The 10,905-nt window shown below is 58.8% G+C and carries 11 protein-coding genes and 1 pseudogene; 9 read left to right on the forward strand and 3 right to left on the reverse strand.

Annotation, left to right across the window (positions count from 1 at the left end; all coding sequences use genetic code 11):
* Positions 1-170: 170 nt before the first annotated feature.
* The 4 genes from NKI47_RS31990 to NKI47_RS32005 are packed head-to-tail and all read left to right on the forward strand — an operon-like array spanning position 171 to position 2,970.
* Complete coding sequence (locus NKI47_RS31990; protein WP_352595288.1) at positions 171-674, forward strand: hypothetical protein; 504 nt, start codon at positions 171-173, stop codon at positions 672-674.
* Positions 667-1,152 (forward strand): DUF7665 family protein, encoded by a 486-nt coding sequence (locus NKI47_RS31995; protein ID WP_352595289.1) that lies wholly within the window; start codon positions 667-669, stop codon positions 1,150-1,152. The genes NKI47_RS31990 and NKI47_RS31995 overlap by 8 nt, the downstream gene beginning before the upstream one ends.
* On the forward strand, positions 1,103-1,630 hold the full coding sequence (locus NKI47_RS32000; protein WP_352595292.1) for a hypothetical protein: 528 nt from the start codon (positions 1,103-1,105) through the stop codon (positions 1,628-1,630). The genes NKI47_RS31995 and NKI47_RS32000 overlap by 50 nt, the downstream gene beginning before the upstream one ends.
* On the forward strand, positions 1,627-2,970 hold the full coding sequence (locus NKI47_RS32005; protein WP_352595294.1) for a BilD N-terminal domain-containing protein: 1,344 nt from the start codon (positions 1,627-1,629) through the stop codon (positions 2,968-2,970). Before NKI47_RS32000 ends, NKI47_RS32005 begins: the two co-directional genes overlap by 4 nt.
* 219 nt (positions 2,971-3,189) lie before the next feature.
* On the opposite strand, the gene NKI47_RS32010 is transcribed toward NKI47_RS32005, so the two are convergent.
* Positions 3,190-6,459 carry a DEAD/DEAH box helicase gene (locus NKI47_RS32010; protein WP_352595296.1) on the reverse strand — a complete coding sequence of 1,090 codons (3,270 nt, stop codon included), beginning with the start codon at positions 6,457-6,459 and terminating at the stop codon, positions 3,190-3,192.
* 665 nt (positions 6,460-7,124) lie between these two features.
* A complete protein-coding gene (locus tag NKI47_RS32015; RefSeq protein WP_352595298.1) occupies positions 7,125-7,376 on the reverse strand; it encodes a DUF6074 family protein in 252 nt (83 codons plus the stop codon).
* Positions 7,377-7,451: 75 nt separating this feature from the next.
* On the opposite strand from NKI47_RS32015, the pseudogene NKI47_RS32020 reads away from it, so the two are divergent.
* Positions 7,452-7,649 (forward strand): annotated as a pseudogene (locus NKI47_RS32020) (transposase); the annotation flags it as partial.
* Positions 7,650-7,850: 201 nt separating this feature from the next.
* Here the strand turns inward: NKI47_RS32020 and NKI47_RS32025 are convergent.
* A complete protein-coding gene (locus NKI47_RS32025; RefSeq protein WP_352595301.1) occupies positions 7,851-8,180 on the reverse strand; it encodes a hypothetical protein in 330 nt (109 codons plus the stop codon).
* Between the two features lie 623 nt (positions 8,181-8,803).
* Between NKI47_RS32025 and NKI47_RS32030 the strand changes: the two genes are divergently transcribed.
* The 4 genes from NKI47_RS32030 to NKI47_RS32045 all read left to right on the forward strand — a co-directional run bounded on the left by NKI47_RS32030 (position 8,804) and on the right by NKI47_RS32045 (position 10,317).
* Positions 8,804-8,998 carry a hypothetical protein gene (locus NKI47_RS32030; RefSeq protein WP_352595304.1) on the forward strand — a complete coding sequence of 65 codons (195 nt, stop codon included), beginning with the start codon at positions 8,804-8,806 and terminating at the stop codon, positions 8,996-8,998.
* Positions 8,999-9,157: 159 nt separating this feature from the next.
* Entirely contained in the window at positions 9,158-9,385 is a 228-nt protein-coding gene (locus NKI47_RS32035) for a hypothetical protein (protein ID WP_352457911.1), read from the forward strand.
* 274 nt (positions 9,386-9,659) lie between these two features.
* Positions 9,660-9,878, forward strand: a complete 219-nt coding sequence (locus NKI47_RS32040; protein WP_352457912.1) for a hypothetical protein — start codon at positions 9,660-9,662, stop codon at positions 9,876-9,878.
* 184 nt (positions 9,879-10,062) lie between these two features.
* Positions 10,063-10,317 (forward strand): DUF982 domain-containing protein, encoded by a 255-nt coding sequence (locus NKI47_RS32045; protein ID WP_352595306.1) that lies wholly within the window; start codon positions 10,063-10,065, stop codon positions 10,315-10,317.
* The last annotated feature ends 588 nt before the right edge of the window (positions 10,318-10,905 follow it).

Raw genomic sequence — 10,905 nt, forward strand, 5'->3', positions numbered from 1 at the left:
CCACCAAAAAGTGGTTCCCAAATATGGAACTACTCTTGAACTCGTCCTCGCGCCGTGCCATATCGGAATCAGCGTTCCCAGAAATGGGACTAACACGTTGAGACACCGAGGCCAAGGGTTTTGCTCCGCCCTTCCCGTACATGGATTCCGGAGCGCCGTGGAGAAATGCAATGACTGGCAGTAACGAAAGTGCTCCTGACGATAGTCGCAAAGTCCGCGTCGAACTCGAGTTCGAGGATCTGCAGGAGCACTCGCACTTTGAAGTCGAAGCCGGCGATCTGGACGCCATCATGCGTGCCGCTCATGGCAAGCCGAACTTCGAAGAAGCCCGTGTGTTCGAGCGCGATAAAGAGGAGACACTGATCGGCATCGGCAATCGCCGCGCGATTTCGATCATGGTTCACCGCTGCCGCCATGTCACGGTTCAGGTCAACTACGACGGCGATACGAAGAGCCGGGAGTTCTCGCCGGCGATCACTCTCTTGCGTGTCCTGCAGTGGGCGGTGAGCAAGCACGGCTTCAACCTCGACGACAACGCCGCTGCGAAGGCCAATCTGATGCTGCCGAGTGCCGATCAGCCCCTGCCCAAGGATGCGATGCTCGGCACGTACGTCAAGCACCCGGGCTGCTCGCTGACGCTCGACCTGACCCTCAAGGATTTCACCAATGGCTGACGTCGAAATGACGCCGGCACAAAGGACTCTGGGCTTTCAGTTGAACTCGGTTCGCTTCCTTGCGGGCGTCGACGAAGGCCGTTGGGAGGTGCTGGCAATGGCTTGGCCTTACCTCTTCGTGCGCATCCGGGTCGCAACTGGCCCGGAAGCTATCTTCACCCACGACTTCCGACTCGAGTGCACGGGCTTTCCGGATCCTGGCCCTTACGTCGAGCGCTGGGCCTATGCGGATAATCCAGAACACGGTGCCTGTCCCGCGGCACCCGGGACCGGCGCCCCAGGCTTCATCGACGCTCTCAAAGATTGGGGCGGCGGCATCTATCGTGCATGGAATCGTGGTGCCGCTCAGCACAATGACTGGTGGCAGAAGCGCCCCGACGAAGCGTGGAACCGGAACCGGGAAATCACCTTCATTATGGAGCAACTTTATGCCCTCGTTTCTGAACAGGCTCTTTGGTTGGCTGCTAGGGCGGCCTGAACCTCGCGTCGTCTGCGACCCGGCCGTATGGCTGGCGGGAGCCTCAGAGCTAAAACGTCGAACGCTCGGCGGGAGACGCGAAAGCGGCGCCTTCCTGATTGGCGAGGCGCCTGCCAAGGGGCCAAAGATCATCCGCGCGTTCGTCTATTACAACGACCTCGATCCGCACGCCCTCGACAGTGGCATCGTCCATTTCAACGGCAACAAGCTGCCGCTCCTGTGGGAGATTTGCCGCGAGCAGCGCTACCGCGTCGTTGCGGACGTGCACGTTCACCCGGGTCACTATGGACAAAGTCCATCCGACCAGGCGGATCCAGTCATGCCGCGCGCCGGTCACTTCGCCTTCATTCTGCCCGATTTCGCGGCCGGTTCAGTTGTTCCCGGCGGTATTGGCCAATATGAATATCTGGGGAACGGAAGGTGGGTGGACCACTCCCACACCGGCGCGCCGTTGCTCGGACTCCGGAGGTGGCAATGAACCCCCTTCTCCGTCGCTCCCGCATCGTCAAGGTCGTGACCGATGCGCCAGACAGTACGCGCGGCTTCGACCAGGCCATGGCTGAGCTGGACGCCGTACAGGTCGCGGTAGTCACCAACAGTCAGACGATCACCTCAGCGGCCGCACAAGCAGCCGTGATCACCGCCCTGAACACTGCTGTGAAATGCTTCGGCAACGCAACTCTCGTCTGTCCGCACGATCTTCCGCTGGAGTCTAAGCTGGCCCTTGGGCGCGATCTCTTCGAAGTTGCGCAAGCTTGCGGAGCCCAAGTTTCCCCGTTACTGCCACCGAGCCTGACCCACATTATCGCCGTCGGCGAAACGCCCATAGCCGGAGCCTTCGTGCGCTGCTGGTGGAATGATTGGAGTGCCGGCGTGCTCCCCGGCTGGGACGACGAGCCTTGCATCAAAGCTGGCAACCCGCTCGCCGGGGTGTTTGCCGGAGCGCTCGCGGTTCGGGAGGTTTTCGCTAACGCGATTGGGCGCCGTCATTCAGTCAATCGCCGTGCCACAATCTCGCTCTGGCAGCCTTGGTTTCAGGGAGGCGAGCCCGACCCGCCGCCGACGGTCTTGACACTTCCCCGCTCGCTTTGGCTGGTGGGACTGGGGCATCTGGGTCAAGGCTTCTTATGGAGCCTTGCCTTCCTTCCCGTCGGCGGTACGCATGCAATCCTTCAGGACGATCAGACTGTCGGCGAAGAAAACGTCGGCACGGGTCTCGTAACGCAGCTGGCGGACTTCGAGCAGAAAAACAAGAAGGCCCGGGTGGCGGCACGGTGGCTCGAAGGGGCGGGATGGACCACATCGCTGCTCGAGCGCCGGAACTATGGCGATCTGAAGCTGAGGGACAATGATCCGGCGATGGTACTCACCAGCCTGGATGAGCCAATGGCACGGCTTGCGATCGCCAAAGCGGGCCACGATTTAATGATCGACGCTGGGGTCGGGCACGGTGCCTTCGACTTCGAGATCGGCCAGATTCGGGTTGTGCCAAAGGGCGCTGACATTGACGGGCTATGGGCTCATGCCGCAAAGCTCAAGAACATCGAGGCCATGATGGAAATGCCCGCCTATCGCGAGCACGCTACGAAGTACGAGGGCTGCGGGACCTTCACACTTGCCGAGGCCAGCGCCGCGGTACCGTTTGTCGGGGCGGCCATCGGTGCTATGACGATCGCGCAACTGCTGCGCCTCGCATCCATGCATGCGACCCCGAGAATCATGCAGGTCGAACTCAACGCTCCGGAGGCGGCTAGTGCCGGCACGATGAATCTGGCCGCCGCTCAAGCGTTTGGCGGGATCGAGTTCCGTTGGGCATAAGCTGAGCGCCGAACTAGGTAGACGACCTCGCTGCGCGCGTCTTCTCAGCGGACAGAGCGATCATTCAATCCTTGTCGGTTGTGTGCGGACATGAACGCACGCTGTGCCGAGACGCTCGCCATTGAGCCGGCGGCCATCGCGCCGACGCATGGCCGAGACGCGCCTTCGGGGTTGGCCCGGTTCACGAGTGCCCGGTTCAGCAGAAGCCGGATGGTGCGGTCAATTAGAGCAATAGAATCTCAGGCGGGTATTCGCTCTGGCACAGGCAGTCTGCATGGCGTCCCAGTGCATAAGGAACTGCCGCAGACGGTTATCCCATGGTGTTTCGTCCAGACCGTCCGCGAGCGCTTTCCTGCGCGCCATCTTTGCGCCGACGATCCAGATTTCACGATCGAATGACGGATTGCGACACGACGCGCGGAGCAGATCGTTGAGTTGTGCGGTGGTGAGACCGTCAGGATTCCTAAAGATGCGACTACGGCCATTCAGCGTAACCTTGTTGGCCTGCACATCGGCTTGCCACCGCTCGGGTGTCCAGACCGAAGACGGCTGCCCGCGCGAGATAAATCCCAGGCTGGCCAGGGCCTGCCGTCCCGCATCCTGCAATCCGCCAACGTTGAAACCATGACCTCTCGGACCTTGATCACCGACCTTGGCGTGAACAAGCACGATCTTTTTGGCATCAGGATCAACCCCAATGAAATCCGCGGCCTCACGGTTGTCGTCGTCACAAACCCAGACAGGAAGCGCTTCAATTGCGTCGGTTAGTTTGTCGTCCGCGATTCCGTTCGCAACACGCTGGCCATCGCAAGTTACCGAAAAGAGGCCGAAAATGGATTGTCGGAACCAATTGCCCCGGTTGGCCTCGTAGTTGTTTTCACCCTTCTCACTCTCGACTGCGTCGAGCGTGGCCGATCCATGAACGTGTTCGAGAACCGGCTTGGTGTCGCCGTCCTGGACCCACTGCATCTTCGGCTCGTAGAAACTGCCCTCCGAATACACGATGCTGTCACGCTGCGTGAGAATGCGGAAGGCCTGCCCTTTATTAAGCCGCTGCACGAGTGTCAGCGCTTGACGCCTGCCGTCCCCTTCCGGCGCGCGAGCATGCTCATCAAGCCTGGTGCTGGTGAGCCTGTATTTGCGCGTTTCAGGAACGAACTCGACGCTGCAAGGCACATCCTCTTCACCGATCTGGATTGTGAAGTCGCCGGTAGCGCCGTCCACCTCGGCACACAGATCAAAATAATCTATGTCCTCATGGAGAACCCAAGCCGCCCCACCGACCTCGTCGTCCCGCATATCGTCAAGCGATGGATCAAGCAAAATCGAAACCGGCTGGGCTTCATGGTCGGCAATATCCTCGACCAACGCTGCGTAGCGCCCGAAGACACGGTTCCGCTTTCTATCAGCATCCGCGAAATCAGCTGCAATTTCTGCCGTCCATGCAATATAGTCTTCAACTGCAACATATCGCTCGGAGGCATCGCGCAGGCGCGAACGGCTAAAGCCAACATACCGTGCGGTCCCGTTCACAAAACCGGCGGCAGTTGCAGGAACCAGCGAGGGATCGAGCGAATCGGTGAAGGCATCCGCAAAAGAACGGGTGCGCAACGCCATTGCCCGGATTGCGTGTTGAGACATGTCGAGCGAGGAAAATGACATGCGGGAAAGTCGAGACGGGTTGTCTTCGTCTTCGGGGAACGCCTTCTCCATGACAGACCTGCCCGCACGTTTGAGGCTAAGGCCGCCCATATCGACCACCAGGCCCTCGGTATCGTGCATGAAAACGAATTCGCCCTGCTGGACGGCAAGGAATATCCCGAGCTTCCATTCGGAAAAGAAGCGGTCGATCAGGTACGGCGAGTTTCGCCATGCATAGTAGGAAAAGCCCATCGACCCTTGCGGCATCCCTTCAATCGGCGTGATCTTGAACCGGTCCTTGTCCATGATGGCTTCCTCGATCACTGTGCCAAACGCGCGGATGTCGGGAAGCGGTGCAGCTGTTCTCAGCACGGCGGCGGTTCGGGGAAGCTGAATATCGCCTGCTGCCAGCGGCTGCTCAAACTCGAAGCGCCCCCGAAATTCACCGCTAATGTACTGGTACTCGGCCATGTATTCGAGCAGGCGATCCGGTAACGTCACCTCGTTCGTGACGATGTGTGCCGTATTCCGTGCCGCATAGTCCTCGTAGCCCTGGTAACGCTCCCACGCGGTTCGAATGCGCTCGGCATTGGCGGGCGTGGAAAGAATCCAGCCGGTCTGCGGCACACCGTCTTCGCCATTCGAATGTCTGGTTGCGCGTCCAATCTGCTGCACAAGCTGACGTGCATTTCCCATGAGATCGAAGATGGCGACGGCAACGAATGACGAATCGTCGATCCCCTCCATGAGCTTGTTCTGGTGAATCCAGAACTGCGCGTCGGCGCGCGACCGAAGAGCCGACGCTACACTGGTGAACATGTCGCTGTTTTCGGGCGTCTTCTTGGCCCGGTCATGAATAACGACGGCGCGGGTCCGGAAGACGCGGTTAATCTCGGTCTGCAAAAGCGTGAGGGTCTCGAGATCGTCGCCGCGCACCATGACCTTTGGCGTTGCACCATTTCGAAACCAGCGCTCGGCCTCCCGGAGGCGGTCCGTCAATTCACGGTGCAGAATGCCGACAAACTGCGGGATTGCAGCTTCCCGTCCTATGGGTCTGTCGTCGCCCTGAGGCACGATGATGTCAGCAGGACGGATAATGCGCCTGCCAACAGCCTGCCGGTAGGGGAAGTTGAAAAGATATCGCCCGCGCACACGGAACGATTTGTAGTCGTTCCTGTAGGGCGTTGCGCTCAACAGAAGAGTCGGCAGATTGAATTCGCGAACGCCGCGTGACCACGAGATTGCAGGCTCGTAGTGACCTTCATCGACGATCACGAGATCGAACTGGTCACAGATATGGGCAAGAAGGATCGCCGCTTCCTGGGAACCGCCATCGTCGGGATCATGTGCCGTCTTGCGGATATCGCCGAGCGCCTGATGGGTGCCGACGAGGATTGCCCGATCGGAGTCCGGTTCGGTGAGGTGCTGCGCGATCATGCCTACGTTCTTGGGCAGAAATTGCTCGACATACACGCTTTCCAAGGCATTGCCGAATTCTTCCGCCGCGGCAGTAAAAAGCGCCGTTCCCTCGTGCTCGAAGCCCATATGCTTCCAGAAGCGATAGCGAATGTCCGCTATAAGCTGCTCGGTCAGCGCTGTGCGGGGCGTGAGTACCAGTACGCGACGTACGTTGGGAAGACAGCGCGCGAGCACGGCGATGATGCCGGATTTGCCGGTGCCTGTTGGAAGTTTGAGAAGTGCCGCTTCTTTTTGCTCGGGCCGCTCCGGGATCGCCTTGTCACCATTCAGGTAGGCGACAACTGTAGCGATCGCTGCTTGTTGGTGTTCCCACAGGCGCGGCGAACCTTCCTCTCCATCCCAAAAGCTGTAGCCTCCGAGATAGCGCATTCCCCGCCCATAGGCTGCACCATCAATCCCATCCTGCCGTATCGATGTACGCTCATCTCTAATGAGTTCTCTCAAAATCACTTTGGTTTCCTAGCCCAAGCAGTGCGACGCCCACTGAACGTGCAAACTGTTTTAAGTCTCGCCCAAAGTTGATGCGTAACATCTTATTATTTAAAGAGAAACTACCGTCTATGCAGTGGCCCGATGTTACCCCTGAAGCTGATGAAGATAGTAGTCTAACCTGCACCCATCGGGCGGTTCGGTTTCAGTCTTCGTGCATGGCGGCGCAGCCCAAATGCTGTCGTTCACTGCGGCGGTCCTAACGTTCGGCTTGGAGCCGAAAGTTAAGGCTCGCCCAAGCTTCTGCACGATCGTCGGAACGACGCCGCACACGACCTTCGCAGCCCCGCTTAATTCCGGACAGCGACAGACAATTCTGGACTGCACAGCGGGTTTCCGCATCGCCTACCTCGATTTGGTCGATGACCGCCGGACAGGCGAGACGGAACCGTATCTCGCCCGAGAGCACATTCGCGCGCATGAGTTCGACGAACGCGGCTACCTTTTCATCCGCAGTGAGAAACCTGCGTTTGACAGATGCAGTGGTGCTACGCTTGTGGAGCCCGGGGCGTCTCTATGCGGCAATCCTTCATCGTGAGCCGATGCTATTGTGCAGGTTTCGCAGCACTGCGGGTGGCGATATCGCCCAAGACAGCATGAAGAAGCGTTCCAACTTCCTGTTCGGCGACCCCGGGTGCAATTCCTGATTCGGACAGTTGAACGAGAATTGCCTTGGCGGTGTTGCGCCAGAAGGCGTTCGCGTCCTTCCCGTTCTTGGATTCCAGGACCCGGGCGATCCCTTCGACCAATTTCCGCCGCCGATGCAGCGGAAACGCGCTTACGTTTGAATCACACATCGATCACCTCACCCCTTCAGTCGCGCGAATAAGCATTGGCGGGTGAGAAAATTTGGTTAACAGCGCTTTTGGACAATGGTCAGCAATGGAATAAAGCGTCTACCCAACAAGCCAAGAGGTGTGCCACGTGTTGATGATCGGCGCGTGCTGAACGGCATCTTCTGGGTGCTGCGCTCCGGTGCTCCATGGCGCGACCTGCCTCAGCGCTATGGCCCGCGCACCACCTGTTGCAACCGCTTCGTCCGATGGCGAAAAGCAGGTGTGTGGCTGCGCAGTAACGAGTCTACGGCCTAAGGTTTGCGGAGCCTCACGCCGGCGCGGCTGCCGTTCTCCGGGATGAACTCGACGCCGGCGACCTAGAGGGCGATGCGCAAGGCAGCAACGGTTCGCTCTTGTGTGGAGCCCTGTCGGGCCGCGACATCTACTTAATGTCTATTTTAGACAGTCGCCGCGACCATAACTTTTGATAACAGGTCAGGGTCGCGGGATGCCGAGCCGCTTGAAATACCGGGTTACGTCCGGATGCTCGCGATCGTCCCGCCTCAACCGCGCAAGCGCGTCATCATCGCCGGCGAGCGCCATAGCCAAACCGGGAGCGCTTATTCTCCACGGAGCACCGGGCATTGTCTGGTTGTGAAGACGGTGCTTGATCACCAGCCGCCTGAGTGTGTCTTCGCTTACGTTATAGTCGTACATGAACAGATCAATGGCCCTATGGACCGTGATCGCCTCTGCCCGTGGGATGTAGAGCGGCCGAAGCCGTTCGCCTGCTGACGCTGTTTTGACAGGGCGCGCATTGGTCATTCGGCCCATCGCGCTTCTCTGCGGCCCGCCGTTTCGCCCGACATCAGGGAACGATATCGCCTCCCATGTATTAGAAACCGATGGACACTCTGGAACCCCACGGCCACGGGATGGCGGCCGATCTTTTGACATCGGAAGTTGCCAATGCCAGGCAGCGCATCCACAGGACCGAGTTCGCGCTTAACGCACTGAAGAAATGCTGGCCGAAAATCTCGCGCTGTGCAGCAGGATACGAACTGCGGTCGAGGCCGCAGACCGCTTGATGAAGATCGATCCCCCCAGCTTTGAAGGACGTCGCGCGGGTTGAACTGGGCCGGCGTTTCATTCGTCGCGACCTTGCGGCACCCTGCCGCAAGAGCCTGCCCTGTCGGCATCACAGCGTGAGCAAACATTGACAGAAGCATTCCAACATTCACGATGTGCAACACCGACGCTAGATCGACACGAATCCTCAGTTCAAAGAGCGAGGATTAATGCTGCGGCAAACGAAGGGGCACGGGGCGTCTTCGCGCGAGCCAGTTATCCGATCTCCCGCTCAAAAATTTTTACCAAATATTCCGACCTCCTGATGGAACCCATTCGTCGCGAGCGAGTTGCGGCTCATTGGGACGGACCTCCCGTACATGACAACCAGCAACAAAGCAGACCATCAGTCTGTCTCCAAAGCGTTTCGGAAACTGATCCGTTCCGAAGGCTATCGTCATCACGTACAAACGTTCTTAAATCTGGAGGTCGAACCAGAACTGCCGCCAACGTTACAGTCATTACTTGCGGCTATTGACCAGGCAAAACAGGGGTCGACGGAAGAAGGTCCTTAGCGGGCCGGCTGAGCGTCAAAGCGGAAGAGTACAGAGGCTCGCTCCGTACTTTTTTCTCTGGTTCCCGCTCAGAAATTCCGCCAAACATTTCTTCTTGATTTTTCCCGATAGAGGATCATGAATGTTCTCTTGGGTTCTCGCTGAGGTGGGAGGCCTTGTATGAATGTTTGGACGAACTGCCGACCCGACAAAGTGACTGCCAAACACCTTGTTCACGAGCTGATTCTACAAGCCCGTCGCGGCCAAATCATCTCCGTCAAAGAGACTATCGCAGCGGTGCGCCGAGACGGGCCACATCTGGCGGAAACTGACTGCGAGCTGGTGGAGTTTATTGTCAATGTTGCCCCAGCCTTTGGCCTGTTCGTCGGGTTCGATCTTCGCGAATAGCCTCATGGCAACCCATTGGTTCTCGCCTGCGGTGTACGTCAGGACAGACCGACCTGGGATTGTGGGAGAAAGGCGGCTCGAGGCGCGTCAATAGGATCGAGGAGGAGCATGAGGGTCTTCGCGAGCTGGTGTCCGATTCCCACCACAGAAATTCTACAAACATTCCTGACTGTCGCGGCCTAGCACCGTGCCAATTTGTACGTTTCGTACATGGCGTTGATGTCCGTCAGGAAGTGAGTAGATTCCCCTTCGGCGTGTCCCTGGGGAGGGCTGGATGAGCGTCGCGCAAAGGGTCGGTCCGCTTCTAGAGCAAGCAATCACTGTACTCCTCAACAGGGCGGACCGTCGCGATACGGTCTCGATAAAAGCGGCACTACGCGAAGCGCGGGAGGCTGCGCCTTATTTGGTGGCCTCCGACGAAGAACTAACCGAGGCAATCGTCGAGGCAGCAACTGCCATGGGCCTCTGCGTGGCTTTCGACGCCCAGGAGTAGCTGTCAGCCAACTTCAGTCACTGTGGCATCGCAACGGAAGCGCGCAGTCCTGCGTCATTTTTAATAGTCAGAGGTAATCCGCAATTACCGTCGCAAGCTGCTAAATCTGCCTGTAGAACGGAAGCTCCCGGCTGAGCGAAGGTATTTGCTGGAGAAACTTGATCGGGCCGACAAAGAGTGACGTATGGCTCTCCACTGGTTCAACCCTCCGGTCCCGGTCAAGACCGAGCGTCCCGGGATCATCCACAATGTCAACAACGCCGAGACAGCCGGCGAGGAGCTGATGAAGTGGACCAAGCGTGGCCCTTGGTGGGACCTCGCGGTGCGTGTTTGCATGGCCGTGATTTTCGACGAGATGGAACCTGAGGAGGCTCGCAAGGCGTTCCTGGCTGCTGCAAAAGAGGAGGGGACATTACTCCCCCCAATGATAACTAGCTAAATTGGATGCGGCATAAGGTTCTAGGTGTCTATTATCAACACCGCCTTCGCGAAAGGGGCCGCCGCCGGTGAGGGAGAGGCGACGGACCCCCCTACAGCGGCTGCACATCCACGAAGTAATCCCGCTGCCGCCTCTAAACCCGCGAGGGCCTACATCGTTCCCTTAGCTGCAGCTAAAGCGGGGTTGGTCGGCGGGCTCTTGCCGCTCTAAGTTCCCTCTTATGGGTCCCCTCTGGTTCGCTCCCCCGGTCTACGTGAAGACGAAACGTCCGGGCATTCGCAATGGGGTCAGCCACGTCGAGGGAGCCGCCGAGGAACTCCTGGCATGGGACACAAAGGGCCCGAGGTGGACGAAGGCGGTCCAATCCTGCGTCGACGCGTTCGAGGGCAGGATGTCCCCCATGAGGTGCGTGAAGCCTTTGAGGCGGCTGCCAAGGAGGCCAACGTGTATCTCTCCCCTGAGTAGGAGGTATCATGGCAACCCATTGGTTCGTCCCTCCGGTGTTCGTGAAGACTGAAACCGGCGACAGGCATGGCTGCAACAATGCGAGGGCCGCCCTTGAGCAGCTCAAGAGGTGGACCCGGAGAG

It is taken from the genome of Mesorhizobium sp. M0633 (assembly GCF_040320645.1).
Taxonomy (GTDB): Bacteria; Pseudomonadota; Alphaproteobacteria; order Rhizobiales; family Rhizobiaceae; genus Mesorhizobium.

Coding starts and splice junctions, on each gene's coding strand:
- NKI47_RS32030 (WP_352595304.1), top strand. CDS start 8,804: ATGACAACCAGCAACAAAGCAGACCATCAGTCTGTCTCCAAAGCGTTT.
- NKI47_RS32025 (WP_352595301.1), bottom strand. CDS start 8,180: ATGACCAATGCGCGCCCTGTCAAAACAGCGTCAGCAGGCGAACGGCTT.
- NKI47_RS31990 (WP_352595288.1), top strand. CDS start 171: ATGACTGGCAGTAACGAAAGTGCTCCTGACGATAGTCGCAAAGTCCGC.
- NKI47_RS32040 (WP_352457912.1), top strand. CDS start 9,660: ATGAGCGTCGCGCAAAGGGTCGGTCCGCTTCTAGAGCAAGCAATCACT.
- NKI47_RS31995 (WP_352595289.1), top strand. CDS start 667: ATGGCTGACGTCGAAATGACGCCGGCACAAAGGACTCTGGGCTTTCAG.
- NKI47_RS32010 (WP_352595296.1), bottom strand. CDS start 6,459: ATGCGCTATCTCGGAGGCTACAGCTTTTGGGATGGAGAGGAAGGTTCG.
- NKI47_RS32005 (WP_352595294.1), top strand. CDS start 1,627: ATGAACCCCCTTCTCCGTCGCTCCCGCATCGTCAAGGTCGTGACCGAT.
- NKI47_RS32000 (WP_352595292.1), top strand. CDS start 1,103: ATGCCCTCGTTTCTGAACAGGCTCTTTGGTTGGCTGCTAGGGCGGCCT.
- NKI47_RS32045 (WP_352595306.1), top strand. CDS start 10,063: ATGGCTCTCCACTGGTTCAACCCTCCGGTCCCGGTCAAGACCGAGCGT.
- NKI47_RS32015 (WP_352595298.1), bottom strand. CDS start 7,376: ATGTGTGATTCAAACGTAAGCGCGTTTCCGCTGCATCGGCGGCGGAAA.
- NKI47_RS32035 (WP_352457911.1), top strand. CDS start 9,158: ATGAATGTTTGGACGAACTGCCGACCCGACAAAGTGACTGCCAAACAC.